The sequence below is a fragment of the Celeribacter sp. SCSIO 80788 genome (assembly GCF_051054295.1).
Lineage (GTDB): Bacteria > Pseudomonadota > Alphaproteobacteria > Rhodobacterales > Rhodobacteraceae > Celeribacter.
This window is the reverse complement of sequence record NZ_CP150482.1, coordinates 705,902-729,272: the sequence shown is the minus strand read 5'-3', so window position 1 is coordinate 729,272 and position 23,371 is coordinate 705,902. Positions and strand designations below refer to the sequence as shown.

Here is a 23,371-nt window from a genome sequence, read left to right as displayed (position 1 = left end):
ACGCCCTATGAGCAAACGCGGCTATCATCACGGCAACCTGAAACAGGCCCTCATCGAGGCGGCGTTGCAGCTGATCGAGGAGAAGGGCCCGACCGGGTTTACCCTCTCGGAGGCGGCGAAAACCGCGGGCGTGACGCCGGCGGCGGTCTATCGTCATTTCGAGGGCCGTGAGGATCTGATTGCCGAGATCGCGCTTCAGGGCTTCGAAGTTTTCGCCGATCTGCTCAACTACGCCTACGACACCGGCCAGCCCTCCGCGCTTGCGTCCTTTGAGGCGGTGGGCCGCGCCTATCTGGCCTTTGCCCGCCGGTACCCCGGCCATTATATTGCGATGTTCGAGAGCGGCATTTCCATGCAGCGCACGCCCGAACTTTACGCCGTCGCGACGCGCGCGCTTGGCGTGTTGGAGCGCGCCGCCGATCAGCTTGCGCAGCAAATCCCCGAGGGCAAACGCCCGCCGCCACAGATGTTTGCGGCGCATGTCTGGGCCATGGCGCATGGGGTGGTGGAGCTTTTCGCGCGCGGCACGCCCGGCGCGCGCGTGCCGTTTCCGCCCGAAGACCTTTTGGAAACCGGAATCGGGATATACTTGCGCGGATTGGGCCTCATTCCACAGGACAAATAGGCCCCAGGAGGCATATGTCTGGTATCACACGCAGAACCGTGATCGCGGGGGCGGCGGCACTTGCCTGCCCTTCCCTGCTTTGGGCCGGGGACGAGGCAGAAACCCGCAGTTACGGCACGGATGCGCTCGACATTTATCGCGCCCCCGCGCCGCGCGGAGCGGTGATTTACGTCCATGGCGGGGCGTGGCGGGCCGGATCGCGCAAGGCGGTGGACGCCAAACCGGCATGGTTCAATGCGATGAACCTCGACTTCGTCTCCATCGACTATCCGATGCTGCCGAAAACCCCGGTGACCGGTCAGATCAGGGCAGTGCGGCAGGCGATCGACTGGTCATTCGCCCATATCGCACCGGCCGAGCGCACGATTGTCATGGGCCATTCGGCCGGCGCGCATCTTGCCGCTATGGCCACACTCACCGGATGGGAGCCGCGCCCGGCGGGGGTGATCGTCAACGACAGCGGCGCGGTCGATCTGATCACACTGGCGCGGGTCAATGAAGGCCATCTGCCCTTCGGCACTGCGAGCGCGTTCAAGGACCGCGCGCAATGGGGGGCGCTTTCCCCCGCCTACAACCTCGCCAAGACCCTGCCGCCTCTTCTGGCGATCTGGTCGGGGGCGCGGGGTCACGGTCTGTCGATGTCGAATTTCGTCACCGTGGCGCGGTCCAGAGGCGCGGATGTCAGCCTGTTCGACGGATCCGCCTATCGCCACGCCGAAGTAAACCGCACACTCGGAACCGGCAAGATCCCCGATCTGGAACGCGCGGTGACAGGGTTTGTGACCAAGGTTCTGCGGGCCTGAGGCTTATTGATCCGCGCCGAACACCACCAAAGCGCCCGGAGACCAGCTGACCCGCGCAGAGGTGCCGACGTCCAGAACATCGCGGCCGAAAATGTTGCGCATGGAGATACGCACCGGCTTTTCGACACCCTCGAAGCCCACGTCGTAATAGGTCATATCGCCGTAATAGACGACCTCTTCGACCTTCGCCGGGGCTTCGCGGTGGGTGGCAGACTGGCCTTCGTAGAGGATGGTCAGGGTTTCCGGGCGGAAACCGACCGTGGCCTCCCCCAGAGGCACGCCTGCGGGGCATTGATCCGCGGTGATCTCCGCCTCGCCGAGGCCCGCGACGGAGGCGATGTATTTGCCATCCTCTTCGCGCACCGTGGCCGGAAGGAAGTTCATCACCCCAATGAAATCCGCCACGCGCTTCGATTTCGGACGGCGATAGAGCACCTCCGGATCGTCGCATTGCGCAATCTCGCCCTCGAACATCACGGCGATGCGGTCGGACATCACGAGTGCCTCTTCCTGATCGTGGGTCACGAGGATGAAGGTGATGCCCACCTCGCGTTGAAGTTTGATCAGCTCGACCTGCATCTGTTCGCGCATCTTGCGGTCGAGCGCGGAAAGCGGCTCATCGAGCAAAAGCACCTTGGGTTTCAGCACCAGCGCACGGGCCAGAGCGACCCGTTGCCGTTGACCACCCGACAAAGCATGGGCGGCACGATGGCCGTAGCCCTTGAGGCCGACCATCTCCAAAGCATCCTCGGCGGCTTTGGTTTTCTCCGCCTTCGACATCGCGGATTTGCGCAGACCGAAGGCGACGTTCTGCAACACGGTCAGGTGCGGGAAGATCGCGTAGCTTTGGAACACCATATTCGTGGGCCGTTTGTTGGCCGGAACCCCGCGCATATCCTTGCCGGAGATCATCACATAGCCGCTGTCGTAATCCTCAAAGCCCGCGATGGTGCGCAGAAGCGTGGTCTTGCCACAGCCCGAGGGGCCGAGGAGCGAAAAGAACTCACCCGTGCCGATCTCAAGGTTGATGCCCCGGAGCGCATGGTAGTCGCCGTAGTGCTTTTCCACGTTCTGAAGCGTGATCAGCGCGGGGCCTGTCGGTTTTTTCTTGATGGTCATTAGAGGAAGCCCCCGGTGTCTTTGAGCCCCGCGCGTTTGGCGCCACGGCGGCGGAAGAATTCAGCAATCATGATGAGCAGCACGGAGAGCACGACGAGGATCGTGCCAAGCGCCATGACCGCCGGAAGAAGTTTCGGGAATCGCATCATAGAGAACAGGTAGACCGGCAGCGTCGGCTCGGAGCCTGTGAGGAAGAAGGCGATGATGAACTCGTCCATCGAGATGGTAAAGGAAATCAGAAGCGCGGAAATGATCCCCGGCATGACGAGCGGCAGGGTCACCAGACGGAAGGTGGACGCGGGCGTCTCGCCCAGATCGTAGGCCGCCTCTTCGAGCGAGGGATCGAGCGAGGCGAAGGCCGATTGCAGGATGGCGATGGCAAAGGGCGTACAGATCAGCGTATGGCCTGCGATCACCGACCAGGCCCCGGTGTTGAACCCCATGCGCAGGATCACGATCAGAAGCGACACCGCCACGATGATCTCCGGCAGCACCAGCGGCAGCATGATAAAGCCCATGATGCCCTTTTGCCCCGGAAACGTATAGCGCGTCGCCGCCATGGCCGCGAAAATCCCGAGGATCGTGGCGAGCACGGCAGAGGTCAGCGCGATCTTGAGCGAGTTCAATAGCGCGCCGTGCATTTCGGTCAGCGTCAGGAGCGTGGTGAACCATTCGGTCGTAAAGCTCGTGAGCGGGAATGCGATGACCGTCGAGCTGTTGAAAGCGAAGAGCGGCAGCAGAAAGATCGGCGCGTAGAGGAAGATCAGATAGAGGATGGCGTAGGTTTTGAGCGATTTCATTTGCGGCGCCCTCCTTTATTGCCACCCGCGGCCTTGTTGCCCAAAAGCATGAAGGCGATGGCGATCACCGCGACGATGAGCATGGCGAGCACCGCCAAGGTGGCGCCCAGAGGCGCGTTGTTGAGGCGCAGGAACTGGGTCTGGATCATGTTAGCGATCATCAGACCGCCCGGACCGCCGACAAGGCGCGGGGTCACATAGTCACCGATGGTCGGGATAAAGACGATGAGCACGGCGGCGACCACACCGGGCGCGGCCAGAGGCAGGGTGACGCGCAGAAAGGTCATCGTCCGGCTCTCACCGAGATCGCGGGAGGCCTCCAGAAGCGAGCGGTCGATTTTTTCGAGCGCCACGAAGATCGGCAGGATCGCGAAAGGCGCATAGGCATGGGCCAGTGTGATCACCACAGCATTGACGTTGTAGAGGATGAAACTCATCGGCTCCTCGATCACGCCCACGGCCAGAAGCCCGGAGTTCAGCACGCCGTTGTAACCAAGGATCACTTTCCACAGGAACACACGGATCAGATAGGAGGTCCAAAACGGGATGGTGATCAGAAAAATCCACAGGGATTTATGCTCGGGTTTGACCCCGAAAGAGACGAAATAGGCAATCGGGAAGGCCAGAACCACGGTGATCGTCGTCACCAGCCCCGACACCATCAGCGAGCGCAGCATGAGCTGGCGATAGAGCGGATCGGTCAGGGCCTCTTTGTAATTGGCGAGCGTGAACGTGGTGTCGAAATCGCGTACGCCCGTCTGGGTCCAAAACGAAATCACGACAATCGCCACCAGCGGCACGGCCAAAAGCAAAAGCGCATACAAGGCGGTCGGTGACACCAGCATCACGCCAACCCCTTGGTCCGAGCGGAAGAACCGCCGCATCTTGTCACCCAATGTCATGCCCTCTTCCCCTGGACCCACGTTTGAGAACCACTTTTCCCGATCCTGTGAGACTTTTGATCAAATGTGCAAGAGCCAACCCGCAAGCCTCACGCCGCAATGGGTAAATTCATCGCAACTGCCACCTTATCGACCATCAAACGGGCAAACTCTGCATTGGCATGCAGCACATCGTCCTCGTCATGCGCCAATCCCTTGCGCTTGGCCAATCGCGTCGAACCGCGCAGAAAGGACTCGGTCGTGAACAGCCCCTCCTCCACCGTTTCCGCCGGTTGCGCGATGAAGTGCAGCCCCTCTGCCGCACAAAGCGCCTCCGTCTCCCGGTCGAACCAGTCGGACACGAAGTCGCCGTCGCCACGGGCCGCCAATTGGGTGAACCCGAGATAGGTGCCACCACGCTCCCGCACCCGTCCGGAGGGCCGCGGCTGGCTGGCGATGAAAACCGGTGCGTCACAGGCCGCCCGCAGCATCAGGGCAAGCTTCATCCCCGCCGTGCGCATCAGACGCTCCGTCCCATAGGCCCTGAGCATCGCGGTCGAGGCCAAAGGCCGACCGTCCTCCAAGGCGCTTAACGCTCCCTTCACCGACGGCATGTCGACCGAAGACAGCTCACGAAACATCCGCACAAAGGTGAAGACCGAGACATGCAATCCGGTGACGACAAAGCCGTCATACTCGGTGAGCGCAAAGGCGTCGCGCCCGACCAGATGGGAGAGCCGCGCCCGCGCCTCCGCATCGTCGCTCTGAAACCGCCCGTCCCGCACCTCGAACCGCGACAGCGCATCGCCATGCGCCCCGAACATATCAAGCACCATCCCCGGCCAGCGCGTGGCACCGTTCTCCACCGCAGTCGCGAAGGCCGCCATGTGAGAATTTCCAAGCACACAGAGCCGTTTGGTCACTGTCCACCCCTCATTTGCGAAGCGCCTCCAGAAGCGCCTCTTCACAGACCACGTCCTCCTCCACCTCCTCGGCGTCGGACATGCTCTCGTCCTCCGCCGCTTCCACGGGCTCCAGAAGCCCCTGTGCGGTGAGGAAGACCGCCATGACTCGTTCCACCGTCTCCGGCCGGACCGAGCGCAGGTTTGCGGCAAAGGCGGGCGTGGTGTTGGCCCATGCGGTCACCAACTCGTAAGACGGAAAATAATCCACCCCCTCCTGAGCGGTCGCAAAATCACCTGCGGCGGCGCGCAACACGGATTTCGAATAGGTCGTCGCCGCCAGAACGTGCTGACCCGAAGCGGTGGCCGTGAGCGGCACCGGCGAGACGGTCAACAAGAGCCGGATGTTCTTGTTCAGCATCCTGAGCAGACGCAGGATTTCGGCCAGATCGGCGATGATCTCGTCATAGGTGAAATTGTGAAAGGCATGGCGCTTGCGGTAGCTGCCCGCGATCACGCCCGGAGCCATCGCCATAGTGCGGTTGACCCCGGTGTGAATCCAGCCCTCGGTCAGCCCCAGCGTGAAGACGAAAACATCGGCCATCTGCGCCAGGGATACCACCTTCATCAAATGCTCCCGTCTGAGCTCGATCGCCTCTTCCCGGCTCTCGCATCCCTCGGGCTCCACGCCAGGACGCAACGCATCGAACCAACGGTCGTCGCGGGTCAGGAACAGTCGGGTATAGACCTGCCCGGCGATGGCATCTTCGAGCAACTCGCGCATCTGCCGGGCGGTGTAAACATTGCCATAGCGCGCCGAATAGAGGCCAAAGCCGTATTGGCGCGCCAACTCGGCGCTCATCCCCTTGGGCCGGGGTTCTGCGTCCAGCACATTGACGCCGGAAAGGTTGAGATAATTGCCGATATGCTGCGCAAAACAGCTCCCCGCCGTGGCCACTGCCGTATCGCGCGTGATGCGGACTTTCGGCACATAAATCTCCGGCCAGATCTGGCGATCAGTCTCTACCACACCGCTGCGCCAGAAACTTTGGGAGGGGATATCTTCGTAGGGATGGGTCAAATTGCCAGCGGCTCGCATCGAACGGATTTGCTCCACTATGAACCGCAGGGCACGGGTTGCCAAGGGGATCGCAGATTCGTCTTCCGACATGAAAAAGGCCGCCCGAAGGCGACCCTTTGAATTTCTGGACCAGTCCGGCGATTAACGCTTGGAGAACTGGAAGGAGCGGCGGGCTTTGCGCTTACCGAATTTCTTACGTTCCACAACGCGGGAGTCGCGGGTCAGGAAGCCAGCGGCTTTCAGAGCGCCGCGCAGTTCCGGGTTGTAGAGTTGCAGCGCTTTGGAGATGCCGTGTTTCACAGCACCGGCCTGACCGGAAAGACCGCCGCCTTTGACGGTGGCGACCACGTCGAATTCACCTTCGACGCCGGCGATCTGGGCCGGTTGTTTCACGATCAGCTGGAGCACCGGACGGGCGAAGTACACGGACATGTCCTTGCCGTTGACGGTGACCTTGCCGGAACCCGGCTTGATCCAGACGCGGGCGACAGCGTCTTTACGCTTGCCGGTGGCGTAGGAACGGCCCAGTTCGTCACGAACGGGTTCACGGGGGGCGGCGTCGACGACGAGGGTCTCACCACCGGCGACTGCGCTCAGCGCGTCGAGGGATTTGATTTCTTCAGCCATCGGTCTCAGCTCCGGGTGTTTTTCTTGTTCATGGACTTGACGTCCAGCACTTCCGGCTGCTGAGCTTCATGCGGATGCTCGGAACCGGCGTAAACGCGCAGGTTGGTCATTTGCTGGCGGGACAGTTTGCCGCCCGGCAGCATGCGCTGCACGGCTTTGGTCACGACGCGCTCGGGGTGATCGCCTTCGAGGATCTGGCCGATGGTGCGGGATTTGATGCCGCCCGGGTGACCGGTGTGCCAGTAGAAGCGCTCGTCGGTGCGTTTCTTGCCGGACAGTTGGATTTTGTCGGCGTTGATCACGATGACGTTGTCACCCATGTCCATGGACGGGGTGAAGGTCGCTTTGTGTTTGCCACGCAGGCGCATGGCGACGATGGAAGCGAGACGGCCCAGAACAACGCCTTCAGCGTCGATCAGGATCCATTTCTTGTCCACGTCCGCGGGAGTAGCGGAAAAGGTTTTCATGTTTCTTGCCCTTATGGGATAGGAATTCGATTGAGCGTGTTCTAAGCATTTCGCGCCCTGCGTCAAGCGTCCACCTTTATGATTTTACATTTAAAAACAATGCATTAAAAAATAGGTATTATTTTACCCCAAATACTTTCCGCCTTTTTCCGCAAAAACCGGCCAAGATCGGGTTTGAGCGATGTCATGGAGCGCTTTATAGCTCTCTCCGACCATCGCAGCCAGCCGGATGCGATACACGCAAGAAGGACCCCAGCATGTTCGCCAGGCCAAACCTCACCGATCACCTGAAACAGATCGTCTATGGCGGCAATGACGGCATCGTCACCACCTTCGCCATTGTCGCAGGTTACGCGGGCGCCAATGCCGAGGGCGGCGGGGAGCTCGCCACGCTGGCGGTTCTGGTCTTCGGCCTCGCCAACCTGTTCGCCGATGCGACTTCGATGGGGCTGGGCGAATTTCTCTCGGCCCGCGCCGCGCGCGACATGATCCGGCGGCGACAAGCCCGGCTGTCGCGCGATCCTTCGGCACAGATCGGCGCGCTCACCCGGCATCTCAAGGGCCACGGGCTGTCGACGCTCGACGCCACCACCATGGCAACTCTGGCCGCCAAATCTCCCGGCCTGATGGCGGAGATCACCCTGTCGCAGGTCGAGGGGCTGGAAGACCCCGGTCAGGGGGCGCTCTGGCCACGGGCGCTGATCACCTTCCTGTCCTTCGTGAGCTTCGGCGTGATCCCGATCCTGCCCTATATCCTCGGCCTCCCCGGCCCCGACCAGTTTACCGCCGCCGTGGCCGCCACCGTGCTCGCGCTGACGCTTCTGGGGCTGTTGCGTCATGTGGCAACGCGGGCCGGGCTCTGGCGCGCGATCGGGGAAACGGTCTTCCTCGGCGGCATCTGCGCCGTGGTCGCCTATGCGGTCGGGGTGATCGTGGCGGGATGACGCCAAAAGGCCTGCCCCCGAAGGAGCAGGCCCGCCTGATATTCCATCCGCGAAGGGCTCAGAACCGGTAGGTCATCCCCACCTGAATCGTCCGCCCGCGTCCACCGAAGTCGTTTTCGTAATCCACCGAACCGGTCGAGGCGTCGATGTAATAGGTGTCGGCGACGTTCTCGATATTGGCGTAAAGCTCCAACGAGTCCGTGACGTCCCAGGAGGCGTAAAGGTCGACCACCGTGTAATCGTCCACCGGCTGCACGGCCCCTTCGCCGGTCACGAAAGACATGATCGCAATCGAGCTTTCCCCGACATAGCGCACCCGCGTCCCGATCCGGGCCTCGCCCTCCAAAAGTTTCATCCCGAGATCGAGGGTCAGGTACTGATCCGGCAGTTCGCCGTATTGGTCCTGACCATAGCCCGCATAGGTGGCAATCGGCTGATCCGTGTCCGAGAGCGTGAAAGCGAGGCTGCCAAAGAACCGATCGTTTTCGAAACCGCCCGACAGTTCCAATCCGCGCATGTGCGTTGTGCCATCAATGTTCACATATCGCACATTGCTGTCCGTATCCTGCTGATAGCCGATGTAGTCGTCGATATCCGACTGGAACAGCACCGCCTCGGCCCAGAGCCCCTCACGCGCAAAGTTTACGCCGATCTCAAAGGTCTCGGCCTTTTCCGCCTCAAGGTCCGGGTTGGTCAAAATCGAGTTGGCCGCCGTCGCATGCGAACCGCCGCCGTAGAACATTTCCGTCACCGTCGGCGCCCGCATGGTCTGGGCGTAAGAGCCGTAGACCGACCAGGCGTTGTTCAAATGATAGCGCGCCGACAGGTTCGGGTTCCATTTGCCATCGCTGCGGGTCACCTCATCGCTGTCGATCAGCCCGGTAAGCCGGTAGTGATCATAGCGCAGGCCTGCGCCCAAATCCCACTTGCCAAGGGCATAGGCGGCTGACAGGAAAGCTCCGGATTTCTCCAGCTTCCCGTCCGAATTCGACCCACCGTATTCGTTGATGTCGAAATCGTTCTGCGTATAGGCGATGCCGTAATTCAGCAGCAGCTCGCCATTGGCCAGCGTCAGACGGCTGGTGTTGGAAAGATCGCCGCCCAAGGTCGCATCCGTACCCGCACGTCCGAGATAGGAGCCCGAGGTTTTGCCTTCGCCGGTCGGGAAGGTGAAATCAAGTTCCTGCCAGTAGAGTTTCGCCGCCACATCAATCAGGGGATTGCCAGGATGATAGGACATGTCGGCCACCACGCTCTGACGCTTCACATCCCAGATGTAGCCCGAGGAACTGGTCGGGTAGAACGTGTTGTCGTAATCCTGCGCGGTCAGGTTGAATTCGAGATCGGCCGACGGGCGATAGCGCATCTTGGCCAGAAGCGTACGCGGCTCGTCCTTGTAATACTCACTGGTCTCCGTGCCATCGCCGTCCTGATAGGGTCCGTCGTTATAACCGCTCACTGCCGCCATGCCACCGAACACGCCGTCGGCGCTTTGCATCGCGCCCGCAAACGTCGCTGCCGCATCCTTGCCGTTGTCGCCGAAGCTCAGCCGCACCATACCGCCGGAGGTCTCCCCCTCCTCCAGCAGATCGTCGATGCCGATGGTGCGGAAATTCGCAGCCCCTGCCAGTGCGCCCATACCCGCCGCCCCGGCAACCGCGCCTTTCGCAATATCCGCCTCGGCCAGCAAACCTGGATCGAGATAGACCTGATCGTCATAGGAGCCGCCATGGCCCGACATGTTCCGGAAGGTCTGCGGAATGCCGTCGATCATGGTGTTGACCCGGCCAAAGCCCTGCATGCCGCGAACGTTCACCGAGACCGCCGGGCTGTCCGATGGCGAACGGGTGAAGGCGCCGGGCGTGTTGCGCACCGCGGTCGCAACATCACCGCCATAGGTTTCGACCAGCGCCGTGCCGTCGATCGTGCTGACGGAGCCGCCGGAGAGGGTCTCTGTCCCCCCTACGTCGGTTTCGGTCTGGACGACGATGGGGTCGAGTTGTGTTGTGTCCTGCGCCGCCAACGGCAGGCCAGGCAGAACCAGCGCGGCACTGAGCAGCAGCCGGGCGCGGGCCCGTTCGGGCCATAGAAATACGGTCATGAGAATCCCCTCTGATGACTCCGGATCGGTTGAAGCTTGGGCTTTCGTGATCTCGGGGGCCGGGTTCGGAGACCTTGGGCTGCCTGGCACCGACAGCAGAGTGTCGGGAAAGCGTATGAGAACGCCATGTATAAATTCTTAGTTTTTCTGTCAACTTTAAAATTATGTCACGTAACAGCATAAAATGCCGCGAAATCAGGCACAGCCGAAGGCCGGAAAGCGTACAAATAACGCAGATGCTCTCAGCTTTGTGAATATTTGGTATACAACGGTATGCACACCTTCCGCTCCCCTCGGATATGGTCTAAAAGAAAGCGACTCTCCCAGACCCCTCATGGAGCTCCCCCAGATGACCAAGATCAAGGTAGACAACCCCATCGTTGAGATGGATGGCGATGAGATGACCCGCATCATGTGGGATTTCATCAAGAAGAAACTCATCCTGCCCTACCTCGACATCGACCTGCTCTATTACGATCTCGGCATCGAAGAGCGCGACGCCACCGAGGACCAGATCACCATCGACGCCGCGATGAAGACCAAAGAGGTCGGTGTCGCCGTCAAATGCGCGACCATCACCCCGGACGAGCAACGCGTCGAGGAATTCGGCCTCAAGAAGATGTGGAAATCGCCCAACGGCACGATCCGCAACATCCTCGGCGGCGTGGTGTTCCGCCAGCCGATCATCTGCAAGAACGTGCCGCGCCTCGTGCCCGGCTGGACCAACCCGATCGTGGTCGGCCGTCACGCCTTTGGTGACCAGTATAAGGCCACCGATTTCCGCTTCCCCGGCAAGGGGCAGTTGACGATGAAATTCGTCGGCGAGGACGGCACCGAGATCGAACATGTGGTCTATGACGCCCCGTCCGAAGGCGTGTTCATGGGCATGTACAACCTCGACGCCTCGATCCGCGACTTCGCCCGCGCCTCGCTGAACTACGGTCTCAACGTCGGCTGGCCGGTCTACCTCTCGACGAAAAACACCATCCTCAAGGCCTATGACGGTCGCTTCAAAGACATCTTCCAGGAAGTCTACGAAGAGGAATTCGCCGACAAATTCAAAAAGGCCGGCATCTGGTACGAACACCGGCTGATCGACGACATGGTCGCCTGTGCGATGAAATGGTCCGGCAAATTCGTCTGGGCCTGCAAGAACTACGACGGTGACGTGCAGTCCGACACCGTGGCGCAGGGTTTTGGCTCGCTGGGCCTGATGACCTCGCAACTGATGACGCCGGACGGCAAGATCGTCGAGGCCGAGGCCGCCCACGGCACCGTGACCCGGCACTATCGCCAGCATCAGGCGGGCGAGGCCACCTCCACCAACTCGATCGCCTCGATCTATGCCTGGACCGGCGGGTTGAAGCACCGCGCCAAACTCGATGGCAACGAACAGCTCATGCGCTTTGCCACAACGCTGGAAAAGGTCATCGTCGACACCGTCGAAAGCGGTTTCATGACCAAGGACCTCGCGCTGCTCGTCGGCCCGGATCAGGGCTGGCTCACCACCATGGGCTTCCTCGAGAAGATCGACGAGAACCTGAACAAGGCTCTGGCGGGCTGAGATCCCCAGTCCACCCGTCGGAAAGGCCGGAGCCCGCACGCTCCGGCCTTTTCCTATGATTTACCCCGTTTTGATCAGCGGAACTTTTGCCACTCCGCCTTTCCCGGAGGCGCTTCGGGTGGCAGACCGATGTCACGGCGCAGATGGGCGTTGAGATCGCCCGGATTTCTGACGCGCCGCGCCTCGCGTTTGAGCGCGCCACGCGCGGCAAAGGCGGCGCGGAGCACCTGCCAGAAGCCGTGATTTTCGACCAGAGGTTGCAGAACCTGCCGCAGAGCAAGCGGCGCGGAGGGATTGGGTACCAACATGAGATATTCCCGGCAAACACCGGGCCCGATTAAGAGATTTCAGAAGAGATGGGCCGTACCAGCCCCCTGACCCGAGACGAAATGTCGGAAATCAGAAGACGCCTGAACCGGCCCGTTGCGAAGAACAGACACGGCAGCGATGACGGCATTTCAGGAAAAGGATCGTTTTAAGATCGCAGAGCTTTGCCAGCTCCCTTGCCACACAGGGTCATCGCCGCAGGGGCGTGTCCACGGAGGGTATGTCGAATGCTGATGGTCATGTCGCCCTCCTTCGTGGCTGTTGCAATGGCCGCACCATGGCCGACGCCTGAATTTGAGGCAAAGGTTTTTTTCTTCCGCGAGGAAACCGTGTCCTTTATGCCGCAACGCCGAGCCCGCCTCTTGCCGGGCCCCGCCCACTCCGTCAAAGTGAAGAGAGAGGCGTGACCCAAACCGGGACGCCCGTTGACTTCAATAAGGGACAGTCATGAACAAATATCTCCTGACAGGGCTTTTCGCCCTTCTCGCCAGCCCCGCGCTGGCTCACCTGCCGCCCGAACAGCACGGCTCTTTCCTCGCCGGTGTGTCTCACCCGCTCTTTGGCCTTGACCACATCATCGCCATGGTCGCCGTGGGCATCTGGGCGGTACAGATCGGTGGCAAAGCCGTCTGGGCCGTGCCCGCAGGCTTTGTCGGCGCGATGGCGCTTGGATATTTCGGCGGGATCATGGGGCTGCCCCTGCCCTTCGTCGAACCGATGATCCTGGCCTCCGCCATCATCGTCGGCCTTCTGGCCACATTCGCCGTGAAACCCGGCCTTGCCACAGGCGTCGGAATTGCCGCCCTGTTCGGTCTGTTCCACGGCCATGCCCACGGCTCTGAACTGGGCGCGGCTCAGGCTCTGACCTTCGGTCTCGGGTTCATCGCGGCCACCGCAGCGCTCCATGCCATCGGCGTGATCGCCGCCCAGCTCATGGCCCGCGTCCTGCCCTATGGTCCGCGTCTTCTGGGCGCAGCCTCGGCCCTTCTGGGCCTGTCTCTGATCTTCGGTTGAACACAGAGAATTAACCATAACCCACGGATTGCGCGGGAAAATTTCCGCGCAATTTTATCTGTTATCTCGAATTTAAGGCACGGACCCCTATCTTTCCTGTAACAGGAGAACAGAAGGTTTCCGATGCAGATTTCCTCTGCCTTTCAATTTTTGGCCGCGCAGGGCTTGTCACAGAGCCAGACATCAAGCCAGAGCCAACCTCAAACCGCCGTCCCCGATGCGGAGACACGCGGCGCATCTGTGTCCGGTGGCAACGCCTCTGACGCCGGCACGCAGGGCACGACGAAATCCACAAATAATTCCGACCAGAGCAGCGCCATTCAGGGCGCACGGAACATCTTTGCCCGCTACGACCTGACCGCGATTTCCGCCACTGAGATCGACCAGTTAACCGCCGATCTCAAAGCCGCGCGGTTCGACGATCTGGGCTTTATCATGGGGCTGGAGCGGCAGGGCGCGGCTTACCGCAGCGACATGGAAAACTCCGGCAGCGTCTATGGCATCGGCGGGGCAGAATTCGACCCCGACACCCCCATCGACCTGATCGCTCAAACGCGTTCGGAACTGGCGTTGGCCAGCCGCTACGGGCAGGACACAGAACGGCTTGCCACCCAGCTGTTCAAGCTCGAAGAAGCGCAGATGGCCAGACCAGTGGCGACGGCCGTATCCTCTACGCCGCGACTTGCGGAGACGCTCGTCCTGTTTCAGGCCCAGCGGCTTTGGATCGAATAGCCCCTCCTCGCATCTGAGTGCCGCAATTTTCGACAGCCGTCTGGCTCAGATCGCTTTTGTCCGACGGGCGTTGCATTTTCCGCTAGACAGGTCAGCAACACTGTCCTACCCATGAGATATGCCAGCACCCTTACCCCTTCCAGAGAATCCCCCGAAACACAGCCTCCTCGAGGATGTGCAGGGCTTCACCATCGCCATCATCACCACCTCGATCGGGCTGGTGATCATCAATCAGCTCGGTTTCATCACCGGTCAGACGGCGGGGCTTGCACTGGTGATCTCCTATCTCACCGGCTGGTCGTTTTCCTGGGTGTTCTGGCTGATCAACGTGCCGTTCTACGCACTGGCGTGGTTTCGCATGGGCACGGAATTCACCGTGAAATCCGCGATTTGCGTGACCGTCGCCTCTATTCTGATCGCCCAGATCCCGAACTGGATGTCGTTTTCCTACATCAATCCGCTGTTCGGTACGGTCGCCTTCGGCATTCTCGCAGGCTACGGGCTTTTGGGCATTTTCCGCCATAAGGGCTCGCTCGGCGCGCTGGGTGTCATCGCGCTTGTCGCGCAGGACCGGTTCGGCGTGCGGGCCGGCATTGTGCAACTTTGCTTCGATGCCGTGCTGTTCGCCGTGGCATTCTTCCTTTTCGAACCGTCCCGGGTGTTGTATTCGCTCCTCGGCGCGGTGGTGCTCAATGGCGTGATCGCCTTCAACCACCGCCGAGACCGTTACATCGCCAACTGACACCCGGAGATCCCCATGACCGCAGCAGACATCGCGAAACCCCGCGAGGACGATCAGCACACGCTGTTCGAGGATGCGCAGGGGCTTCTGTTCGGCACGATCATGTGCGCCTTCGCGCTGATCCCGCTCCGTACGCTCGGGCTGATCACCGGTCAGATCGCGGGCTTTGCCGTCCTTGTCTCCTATGTCACCGGCTGGCCCTTTGGCTGGGTCTTCTTTGCCGCCAACCTGCCGTTCTATTGGTTCGGCTACAAACGCCTCGGCAAGAAATTCATGCTCAAGACCTTCGCCTCGGTGGCCATGGTCTCGGTCTTTGCCGAATGGTTCCCGACACTTGCAAGTTTTGAAAGGCTCAACCCGGTGCTCGGTGCGGTAATCTTCGGCTTTGCCACAGGTGCCGGGCTTCTGGCGATTTTCCGACATGGCGCCTCTCTCGGCGGGATCGGCATCATCGGGCTCTATATTCAGGACGCAACCGGCTTCAAGGCGGGCTATGTCCAGCTCATTTTCGACGCCTGCCTGTTTGCCGCGGCCTTTTTCCTGCTGCCCCTGCCCCTCGTGCTCTATTCGCTGCTGGGCGCGCTGGTCGTGAACCTCGTGATCGCGATCAACCACCGCCGCGACCGCTATATCGCGATGTAAGCGGGGCCGGGATCATGCCGAAACACTATCTGTTTCTCATCGCTGCCATTGTCTCCGAAGTGATCGGAACCTCTGCGCTCAACGCCTCGAAACAGTTCACCAAACCGCTGCCCACCGCCATGGTGGTCATCGGCTATGGCCTCGCCTTCTATTTCCTGACCCATGTGCTCAAGGTCATGCCCGTCGGCGTCGTCTACGCCATCTGGTCCGGTCTCGGCATCGTTTTGATCACGCTTGTGGGCCTTGTCGCCTTCGGTCAGAAAATCGACCTCGCGGCGGCGCTCGGCATGGGGCTGATCATCGCGGGCGTGCTCGTCATCCACCTTTTCTCGCGCACCGCATCACATTGAGCGCCTTTTCTCAGGTTCAGACGCTTTAAAGCTGGTCTTTTGCCCTCTCACCCGTTAGGCGCGGGGCCAAGACATATTCACGACGGAAACCCCACCCTATGGATCTTCGCAATATCGCCATCATCGCCCACGTGGACCACGGCAAGACGACGCTTGTCGATGAGCTTCTGAAACAATCGGGCACTTACCGCGAAAACCAAGCCACCACCGAGCGCGCCATGGACTCCAACGATCTGGAGCGTGAGCGCGGCATCACCATTCTGGCGAAAGCCACCTCGGTCGAGTGGAAAGGTCATCGCATCAACATCGTCGACACTCCGGGCCACGCCGATTTCGGCGGCGAGGTGGAGCGCATCCTCTCCATGGTCGATGGCGTTGTCCTTCTGGTGGACGCCGCCGAAGGCCCGATGCCGCAGACCAAATTCGTGACCTCGAAAGCGCTGGCTCTCGGCCTGCGCCCGATCGTGGTTCTGAACAAGGTCGACAAACCGGACGCCGAGCCGGACCGTGCGCTGGACGAGTGTTTCGATCTCTTCGCCTCGCTCGACGCCGACGAAGATCAGCTCGACTTCCCGCATCTCTATGCCTCCGGCCGCTCCGGCTGGTGTGACGCAGAGCTCGACGGGCCGCGCAAAAACCTCGACGCCCTGTTCAACCTGATCCTGAACCACGTCCCCGCGCCGAAGCAGCTCAAGAAACAGAACGACCCGTTCACCATGCTCGCGACCACGCTGGGCTCCGACCCGTTCCTCGGTCGTCTGCTCACAGGCCGTGTCGAGAGCGGCAAGATCAAAGCCGGTGCGACCATTCAGGCTCTGACCCGCAACGGTCAGAAAATCGAACAGTTTCAGGTCAAGAAAATTCAGGCTTTCCGCGGTCTCGCCATGGCAGAGATCGAAGAGGCTGTCGCGGGCGATATCGTGTCGCTCTCCGGCATGACCAAAGCGACCGTGTCGGACACGCTTTGCGCGCTCGAAGTTGATGAGCCGCTCGAAGCCCAGCCGATCGACCCGCCGACCATCACCGTGACCTTCGGCATCAACGACAGCCCCTTGGCCGGTCGTGAAGGCAAGAAGGTTCAGTCCCGTGTGATCCGCGACCGTCTCATGAAAGAGGCCGAGTCGAACGTTGCGATCAAGATCAAGGACACCCCCGGCGGCGAGGCATTCGAGGTTTCGGGCCGTGGCGAACTTCAGATGGGCGTTCTGATCGAGAACATGCGCCGCGAGGGCTTCGAGCTGTCGATCTCCCGCCCGCAGGTGATCATGCGCGAAGAGAACGGCCAGCGTATGGAGCCGGTCGAGGAAGTCACCGTCGATGTGGACGATGAATACTCGGGCGCGGTGATCGAGAAGCTCACCGGTGCGCGCAAGGGCGACCTGACCGAGATGAAACAGCAGAACGGCAAGACGCGGATCATCGCTCATGTGCCGTCGCGCGGTCTCATTGGCTATCACGGCGAGTTTCTCACCGACACCCGCGGCACCGGCGTGCTGAACCGCGTGTTCCACAGCTGGGCCCCTTACAAAGGCGCGATCCCGGGCCGTCGTCAGGGCGTTCTGATCTCCATGGAAGACGGCGAGGCCGTGGCCTATGCGCTTTGGAACCTCGAAGAACGCGGCAAGCTGTTCCTCGGCGCTCAGGCGAAGGTCTATCAGGGCATGATCATCGGCGAGCATTCGCGTGACAACGACCTTGAGGTCAACCCGCTCAAAGGCAAGAAACTCACCAACGTGCGCGCCTCCGGCACGGACGATGCGGTGCGTCTCACCACGCCCAAGACCCTGTCGCTGGAAGAGGCCATCGCCTATATCAACGACGACGAGCTGGTCGAAGTGACGCCGGAAAGCATCCGCCTGCGCAAACGCTACCTCGACCCGCACGAGCGCAAGCGCAACGCCAAAGCGGCACAGTAAGTCTGAGTATTTCAGACAACGAAGGACACCAGAAGACCCGCTTCGGCGGGTCTTTTTCGTTGGATTTCTCTCTGGCGCGCAGTCTCTGTGCGCGAGCGGGGCTTAGGGACATGGGCATTTTCGCCTATGTTGGGGCAAAGGAGATCCGCCATGACCATGCGTAAGATTCAGACCCAAGGGGTTCATCACATCACCATCACCGGCGCGGACCGGCAGTCTTCCATCGACTTTTGGGAGGGCGTTTTGGGCATGCCTTTCGTCTTCGATCAGCCCAATCTGGACCGCCCCGAAGAAGGGCATTTGTATTTCGATCCGGGCGACGGGCGGTTGATCACTGTATTCACCAATGAGGAACGCAAGCCGGGGCGTCACCGCATCGATCAGGGACCGGGGTCGCTGCATCATCTTGCGTTCAATGTGTCGAAAGTCACCTTCGATCAGGTGATCGAGCGGCTGGATGCGCGCGGCGTGAAACACTCCGGCGTCAAGGATCGCGGGTTCATGGACAGCATCTATTTTCGGGAGCCGAACGGGGTGTTGATTGAACTGGCGAGTTATCGCTTCGAGCCGCCGCAGGGCTATACGCACACGGATGTGTTGCACCGCGCGCACCTTATCCGTGTGGCGGCGGGCGACGACCATATCGACACGGTGCATCTCGCCGACGCGATTGAGGAGCTGGTGCATCAGAGCACCAACACGCTGTCCTTTGACCGGACTGCGAAAAACCCTTTCTAATCAGAAAGGTGCGCGAAAAATCACCACCGCGCCCGCAAAAATCAGACCGAAACCGATCAGGTGATTGATGGTGAAGGATTCTTTCAGATAGAGGACCGAAAACCCCGCGAAAATCGTGAGGGAAATCACCTCCTGAAAGGCTTTCAACTCGGCGGCGGAATAGACACGGTGCCCGATCCGGTTGGCGGGCACCGCGAGAAAATATTCGACCAGCGCAATGCCCCATGAGATGAAAATCACCGTGATCAGCGGCTTGCCCGGATATTTCAGATGCCCGTACCACGCCAGTGTCATGAACACATTCGACGCGGTCAGCAACAGAACGGGTGCAATATAGGGAAACACAGGTGACACCGCGGGCATCAGGGCCGGAGACAGCTCAGAAATCTTCTGTCTCGACCACGACGATATCGCGCTCGGACGCCCCTTTGGCGTATTTCACCGCCTCCTGATATTCTTTGGAGTGGTAACACGTCATCGCCGCCTCGACACTCTCGAAGAGCACGATCACCTGACGTGGATGTTCCCGGCCCTCGAGTTGGACATAGGGCGCACCACGGGCGATGATCTTGCCCCCATGCAGTTCCACCGCCGGTCCGGACAACCGGCGGTAATTGTCGTAAGCGTCATTGTCTGTGACGGTCACATGGGCAATCCAAAGCGCAGGCATATCCGATCCTCTTTTCAGTCCGTGTCACCGTCATCGGGCCATGCCCTGACGATATGCTTATTCCTCGGTCTCGATCACCACGATGTCACGTTCTGAGGCACCGTTGGCGTGGCTCAGCGCCTCCTGGTATTCCGGGCTGTTGTAGCAGGCCACGGCGGCCTCGACGCTGTCGAAACGGGTCACCACGTTGCGCGGACGGTCGTTGCCTTCGAGCTGGACGTAGCGGCCGCCACGGGCGAGGAAGGTCCCGCCATGCTTGGCAATCGCGGGCCCTGCCAGTTTGGCATAACGGCCATAGGCCTCTTCGTCCGTGACCTTGATGTTGGCAATCCAGAGAGCGGGCATGTCTTATCCTTTCAAAAGCGTTTCAGCGGCGGCAATGGCGGCGTCGGCACCGGAGAAGTCTTTGCCCCCGCCCTGCGCCATATCCGGACGACCGCCGCCGCCCTGACCGCCCACCGCGGGCACAGCGGCCTTGAGCACGTCGACGGCGGAGATTTTGCCGGTCAGATCGTCGGTCACACCACAGGCCACCGCGACCTTGCCGTCTTCTTCGGCGATCAGAAGGATGACGCCGGAGCCGAGATTGTTTTTATGCGCGTCGATCAAGCCGCGCAGATCCTTGCCGGAGACGCCCGAGAGCGCCTGCGCCAGGAATTTCACGCCGCCGATCTCTTTGGCTTCGACCCCGCCTTTGGCACCGCCGCCAAGCGCGATCTGTTGCTTGAGGTTGGCGACCTCCTGTTCGAGTTTCTTGCGCTCATCGGCCAGCGCCTTCACGCGCTCGACCACTTCGGCCACCGGGGTTTTCAGCACATTGGCGACCTCGGCCGCGCGATGCGCCTCGGTTTCCAGATGGGCAATCGCCGCCTGTCCGGTCAGCGCCTCGATCCGGCGCACACCTGCGGAAGACGCGCTGTCGCCCAGCACCACGCAAACCCCGATGTCACCCGTGCGTTTGACATGGGTGCCGCCGCAGAGTTCGAGCGAATAGGTCTGACCATCGGCGCCCTTGCCCGTGTCGGCACGCCCCATGGACACGACGCGCACTTCGTCGCCGTATTTCTCACCGAACAGTGCCTGAGCGCCGATGGCGCGGGCGTCGTCCGGGGTCATGATCCGGGTTTCCACCGCCGTGTTCTGGCGGATGAAAGCGTTCACATCGTGCTCGACCTTGGCGATTTCCTCGGCGCTCAACGCCTTGGCATGCGAAAAGTCGAAACGCAGACGATCCGGCGCATTGAGCGACCCGCGCTGCGCGACGTGATCGCCCAAAGTCTCGCGCAGCGCCTCGTGCAGGAGGTGCGTCGCCGAGTGATTGGCGCGGATCGCCGAACGACGCGCGTGATCGACTTCGAGCGCCGCAGGCGCACCGACCTTGATCTCGCCGGTCTCGATGGTGGCGAAATGGATGAAGACGCCCGCGACCTTTTTCGTGTCGCTGACCTTGGCGATGGATTTCTCCACGCGGATCACACCGGTATCGCCGACCTGACCGCCGCTTTCGCCATAGAACGGCGTCTGGTTGACGACGATCTGAACCGTGTCACCGGCTTTCACGCTCTCGACGCGCGCGCCGTCTTTGACGAGTGCGACGATCTCGCCCTCGGCCTTCTCGGTGTCATAGCCGAGGAATTCCGTGGTGCCCTTGTCTTCCGCGATGTCGTACCAGACGGTCGCGTCCGCGGTCTCGCCGGAGCCTGCCCAAGCGGCGCGCGCCTTGGCTTTTTGCTCGGCCATGGCGGCGTCGAACCCGTCGGTGTCGACCTCCACGCCCTTCTCGCGCAGTGCATCCTGCGTCAGATCGAGCGGGAACCCGTAAGTGTCGTACAACTTGAACGCCGCCTCGCCCGGAAGTTTCTCCCCCTCGGGCAGATCCACAAGCTCGTCTTCCAGCAGTTTCAGACCGCGATCCAGCGTCTGAATGAAACGGGTTTCTTCCAGTTTCAGCGTCTCTTCGATCATCGCCTGACCGGTCCGAAGTTCCGGATAGGCATCGCCCATCTGGCGCACCAGTTCCGGCACAAGCTTATGCATGACCGGGTCTTTCGCCCCCAGAAGGTGCGCGTGGCGCATGGCGCGGCGCATGATCCGGCGCAGCACATAGCCCCGACCCTCGTTCGATGGCATCACGCCATCGGCAATCAGGAAGGAGGTCGAGCGCAGGTGATCCGCGATCACCCGGTGATGCACGTTCTTGTCGCCGAAGGCATCCACCGAAGTCGCATGCGCCGACGCCTCGATCAGGGCACGCATCAGGTCGGTGTCATAGTTGTCGTGGCTGCCTTGCAGCAGCGCTGCAATGCGCTCAAGCCCCATGCCGGTATCGATCGACTGCATGTCGAGATCGACCATGGAGCCGTCGGCAAAGCGCTCGTTCTGCATGAACACGATGTTCCAGATCTCGATGAACCGGTCACCGTCCTCTTCCGGGGACCCCGGAGGACCGCCCCAGATGTGATCGCCGTGATCGTAGAAAATCTCCGTGCACGGACCGCAAGGACCGGTGTCGCCCATCTGCCAGAAGTTGTCGGAGGTCGCGATGCGGATGATCCGGTCTTCCGGAACGCCGACTTTCTTCCAGATCTCGAAGGCTTCGTCATCGGTGTGATAGACGGTCGTATAAAGCCGGTCCTTCGGAATGTCGAAATCCTTGGTGATCAGCTCCCAGGCAAAGGGGATCGCCTCCGGTTTGAAGTAATCGCCGAAGGAGAAGTTGCCGAGCATCTCGAAGAACGTATGGTGGCGCGCCGTGTAGCCAACGTTATCGAGATCGTTGTGTTTGCCGCCCGCGCGCACACATTTCTGCGCCGTGGTGGCGCGCACGTAATCGCGTTTCTCCACCCCGGTGAAGCAGTTCTTGAACTGCACCATACCGGAGTTGGTGAACATGAGCGTCGGGTCATTGCGCGGCACGAGCGGCGAGCTCGGCACGACGGTGTGACCGTTGCGTTCGAAATAGTTGAGGAAGGTGGAGCGGATATCGTTCACGCTGGGCATGGTGGGCGCGTCCTTACGGAAAATCTTGGCGTTCGGCATGGTTTACCCGCGCACGCCCGTGCTGTCCATAAGTGGCAAACGGAAAAGGGCCGAAACCCTTACGGCTTCGGCCCTTATATCCCCGCGATGACAGCGACGTTATTCGTCGTCGTCGATCATGTCGTCATGCTCGAACCCGTCCCCCATGTCGAAATCGAGCCCGTGCGCGGCGCGGATTTTATCCTCGATCTCAAGCGCGGTCTGCGGGTTCTCCTTGAGATAGCGTTTCGCATTCTCACGACCCTGCCCGATCCGCTCGTCACCGTAAGAGAACCACGCGCCGGATTTGTCGACCACGCCCGCCTTGACGCCAAGGTCCAGAAGCTCGCCGGTTTTCGAGATGCCTTCGCCATACATGATGTCGAATTCGACCTGTTTGAACGGCGGGGCGACCTTGTTTTTCACGATTTTCACGCGGGTCTCGTTGCCGACAACCTCATCACGGTCCTTGATCGCGCCGATGCGGCGGATGTCCATGCGAACGGAGGAGTAGAATTTCAAAGCGTTGCCGCCGGTGGTGGTTTCGGGCGAGCCGAACATCACGCCGATTTTCATGCGGATTTGGTTGATGAAGATCACGGTGCATTTCGAGCGGCTGATCGAGCCGGTCAGCTTGCGCATCGCCTGCGACATCAGGCGGGCCTGAACGCCGACGGAACTGTCGCCCATGTCGCCTTCCAGTTCGGATTTCGGCGTCAGAGCGGCCACCGAGTCGACCACGACGAGCGACACCGCGCCGGAGCGCACCAGCGTATCGACGATTTCGAGTGCTTGCTCGCCGGTGTCGGGCTGGGAGATCAGCAACTCATCGAGATCGACACCGAGTTTTTTCGCGTAGATCGGATCGAGCGCGTGCTCGGCATCGACAAAGGCGCAGACGCCGCCCTTTTTCTGTTCTTCGGCGACGCAATGCAACGTCAGCGTGGTTTTCCCCGACGATTCCGGGCCGTAAATCTCGACGATCCGGCCTTTCGGAATGCCGCCAATGCCAAGCGCGATGTCGAGGCCCAGAGACCCCGTAGAGGTCGCTTCGATCTCCTGCACCGGGTTGTCGGCGCCTAGCCGCATGATCGAGCCTTTGCCGAACTGGCGCTCGATCTGGGCCAGCGCGCTTTCGAGCGCCTTCTGTTTGTCCCCGTTCTGGTTGTCGTTCTTTGCCATCTCTTTTGCCGCCGTTGCCATCTGTTCAAACCCTTATCTCACACCCGTCAAAAAGCGTCCATCGCGGAAAGGTCGCGAAAAGGGGACTGCTCGGACCGGGGCTGTTGTTCGCCTCTTGTTCTCATT

General features: G+C 60.9%; 26 protein-coding genes. 12 read left to right on the top strand and 14 right to left on the bottom strand.

Features of this window, described 5'->3' with window-relative positions; translation table 11 throughout:
* Positions 1–7 precede the first annotated feature (7 nt).
* Together V1471_RS03790 and V1471_RS03785 are read left to right on the top strand one after the other, a co-directional pair.
* Positions 8–625 (top strand): TetR/AcrR family transcriptional regulator, encoded by a 618-nt coding sequence (locus tag V1471_RS03790; RefSeq protein ID WP_434286976.1) that lies wholly within the window; start codon positions 8–10, stop codon positions 623–625.
* A 14-nt stretch (positions 626–639) separates the two neighbouring features.
* Positions 640–1,428, top strand: coding sequence for an alpha/beta hydrolase (locus tag V1471_RS03785; protein WP_434286975.1), 789 nt, complete (start codon positions 640–642; stop codon positions 1,426–1,428).
* 3 nt (positions 1,429–1,431) lie between these two features.
* On the opposite strand, the gene V1471_RS03780 is transcribed toward V1471_RS03785, so the two are convergent.
* The 7 genes from V1471_RS03780 to rplM form a co-directional block, all read right to left on the bottom strand.
* Positions 1,432–2,547, bottom strand: coding sequence for an ABC transporter ATP-binding protein (locus V1471_RS03780; RefSeq protein ID WP_434286974.1), 1,116 nt, complete (start codon positions 2,545–2,547; stop codon positions 1,432–1,434).
* Positions 2,547–3,347: an ABC transporter permease gene (locus V1471_RS03775; protein WP_434286973.1), complete on the bottom strand. Its 801-nt coding sequence runs from the start codon at positions 3,345–3,347 to the stop codon at positions 2,547–2,549. Before V1471_RS03775 ends, V1471_RS03780 begins: the two co-directional genes overlap by 1 nt.
* Complete coding sequence (locus V1471_RS03770) at positions 3,344–4,249, bottom strand: ABC transporter permease (RefSeq protein ID WP_434286971.1); 906 nt, start codon at positions 4,247–4,249, stop codon at positions 3,344–3,346. The genes V1471_RS03775 and V1471_RS03770 overlap by 4 nt, the downstream gene beginning before the upstream one ends.
* 89 nt (positions 4,250–4,338) lie before the next feature.
* Complete coding sequence (locus V1471_RS03765; protein WP_434286970.1) at positions 4,339–5,151, bottom strand: hypothetical protein; 813 nt, start codon at positions 5,149–5,151, stop codon at positions 4,339–4,341.
* Between the two features lie 10 nt (positions 5,152–5,161).
* On the bottom strand, positions 5,162–6,301 hold the full coding sequence (locus V1471_RS03760; RefSeq protein ID WP_434286969.1) for a GSCFA domain-containing protein: 1,140 nt from the start codon (positions 6,299–6,301) through the stop codon (positions 5,162–5,164).
* Between the two features lie 51 nt (positions 6,302–6,352).
* Positions 6,353–6,838, bottom strand: coding sequence for a 30S ribosomal protein S9 (gene rpsI / locus V1471_RS03755; protein ID WP_434286968.1), 486 nt, complete (start codon positions 6,836–6,838; stop codon positions 6,353–6,355).
* Positions 6,839–6,843: 5 nt separating this feature from the next.
* Positions 6,844–7,305: a 50S ribosomal protein L13 gene (gene rplM / locus V1471_RS03750; RefSeq protein ID WP_434286967.1), complete on the bottom strand. Its 462-nt coding sequence runs from the start codon at positions 7,303–7,305 to the stop codon at positions 6,844–6,846.
* 257 nt (positions 7,306–7,562) lie between these two features.
* On the opposite strand from rplM, the gene V1471_RS03745 reads away from it, so the two are divergent.
* Positions 7,563–8,249 (top strand): VIT1/CCC1 transporter family protein, encoded by a 687-nt coding sequence (locus tag V1471_RS03745; protein WP_434286966.1) that lies wholly within the window; start codon positions 7,563–7,565, stop codon positions 8,247–8,249.
* A 58-nt stretch (positions 8,250–8,307) separates the two neighbouring features.
* Here the strand turns inward: V1471_RS03745 and V1471_RS03740 are convergent, their stop codons facing one another.
* Positions 8,308–10,350, bottom strand: a complete 2,043-nt coding sequence (locus V1471_RS03740; RefSeq protein ID WP_434286965.1) for a TonB-dependent receptor domain-containing protein — start codon at positions 10,348–10,350, stop codon at positions 8,308–8,310.
* A gap of 349 nt (positions 10,351–10,699) precedes the next feature.
* Between V1471_RS03740 and V1471_RS03735 the strand changes: the two genes are divergently transcribed.
* A complete protein-coding gene (locus tag V1471_RS03735; protein ID WP_434286964.1) occupies positions 10,700–11,914 on the top strand; it encodes an NADP-dependent isocitrate dehydrogenase in 1,215 nt (404 codons plus the stop codon).
* A gap of 74 nt (positions 11,915–11,988) precedes the next feature.
* Here the strand turns inward: V1471_RS03735 and V1471_RS03730 are convergent, their stop codons facing one another.
* Positions 11,989–12,222, bottom strand: a complete 234-nt coding sequence (locus tag V1471_RS03730) for a hypothetical protein (RefSeq protein ID WP_434286963.1) — start codon at positions 12,220–12,222, stop codon at positions 11,989–11,991.
* A gap of 246 nt (positions 12,223–12,468) precedes the next feature.
* Here V1471_RS03730 and V1471_RS03725 point away from each other — a divergent pair, with 246 nt between their 5' ends.
* The 8 genes from V1471_RS03725 (at position 12,469) to V1471_RS03690 (ending at position 18,375) form a co-directional block, all read left to right on the top strand.
* The gene (locus V1471_RS03725) at positions 12,469–12,648 is read left to right on the top strand and encodes a hypothetical protein (protein ID WP_434286962.1); all 180 of its coding nucleotides are present in this window, start codon (positions 12,469–12,471) and stop codon (positions 12,646–12,648) included.
* 40 nt (positions 12,649–12,688) lie between these two features.
* Positions 12,689–13,255 carry a HupE/UreJ family protein gene (locus tag V1471_RS03720; protein ID WP_434286961.1) on the top strand — a complete coding sequence of 189 codons (567 nt, stop codon included), beginning with the start codon at positions 12,689–12,691 and terminating at the stop codon, positions 13,253–13,255.
* 123 nt (positions 13,256–13,378) lie between these two features.
* Positions 13,379–13,987, top strand: coding sequence for a hypothetical protein (locus tag V1471_RS03715; RefSeq protein WP_434286960.1), 609 nt, complete (start codon positions 13,379–13,381; stop codon positions 13,985–13,987).
* Between the two features lie 118 nt (positions 13,988–14,105).
* Positions 14,106–14,729 (top strand): YitT family protein, encoded by a 624-nt coding sequence (locus tag V1471_RS03710; protein ID WP_434286959.1) that lies wholly within the window; start codon positions 14,106–14,108, stop codon positions 14,727–14,729.
* Positions 14,730–14,744: 15 nt separating this feature from the next.
* A complete protein-coding gene (locus V1471_RS03705) occupies positions 14,745–15,371 on the top strand; it encodes a YitT family protein (protein ID WP_434286958.1) in 627 nt (208 codons plus the stop codon).
* A 14-nt stretch (positions 15,372–15,385) separates the two neighbouring features.
* Positions 15,386–15,721 (top strand): DMT family transporter, encoded by a 336-nt coding sequence (locus V1471_RS03700; protein WP_434286957.1) that lies wholly within the window; start codon positions 15,386–15,388, stop codon positions 15,719–15,721.
* 98 nt (positions 15,722–15,819) lie between these two features.
* Complete coding sequence (gene typA / locus V1471_RS03695) at positions 15,820–17,637, top strand: translational GTPase TypA (RefSeq protein ID WP_434286956.1); 1,818 nt, start codon at positions 15,820–15,822, stop codon at positions 17,635–17,637.
* Positions 17,638–17,793: 156 nt separating this feature from the next.
* A complete protein-coding gene (locus V1471_RS03690) occupies positions 17,794–18,375 on the top strand; it encodes a VOC family protein (protein WP_434290855.1) in 582 nt (193 codons plus the stop codon).
* On the opposite strand, the gene V1471_RS03685 is transcribed toward V1471_RS03690, so the two are convergent.
* The 5 genes from V1471_RS03685 to recA all read right to left on the bottom strand — a co-directional run bounded on the left by V1471_RS03685 (position 18,376) and on the right by recA (position 23,245).
* Positions 18,376–18,738, bottom strand: coding sequence for a DMT family protein (locus V1471_RS03685; RefSeq protein ID WP_434286955.1), 363 nt, complete (start codon positions 18,736–18,738; stop codon positions 18,376–18,378).
* Between the two features lie 16 nt (positions 18,739–18,754).
* Positions 18,755–19,045: a DUF1330 domain-containing protein gene (locus tag V1471_RS03680; RefSeq protein WP_434286954.1), complete on the bottom strand. Its 291-nt coding sequence runs from the start codon at positions 19,043–19,045 to the stop codon at positions 18,755–18,757.
* A gap of 57 nt (positions 19,046–19,102) precedes the next feature.
* Positions 19,103–19,390 (bottom strand): DUF1330 domain-containing protein, encoded by a 288-nt coding sequence (locus tag V1471_RS03675; protein WP_434286953.1) that lies wholly within the window; start codon positions 19,388–19,390, stop codon positions 19,103–19,105.
* A 3-nt stretch (positions 19,391–19,393) separates the two neighbouring features.
* A complete protein-coding gene (alaS, locus tag V1471_RS03670) occupies positions 19,394–22,045 on the bottom strand; it encodes an alanine--tRNA ligase (RefSeq protein ID WP_434286952.1) in 2,652 nt (883 codons plus the stop codon).
* 138 nt (positions 22,046–22,183) lie between these two features.
* Positions 22,184–23,245: a recombinase RecA gene (gene recA / locus V1471_RS03665; protein ID WP_434286951.1), complete on the bottom strand. Its 1,062-nt coding sequence runs from the start codon at positions 23,243–23,245 to the stop codon at positions 22,184–22,186.
* Positions 23,246–23,371 lie beyond the last annotated feature (126 nt).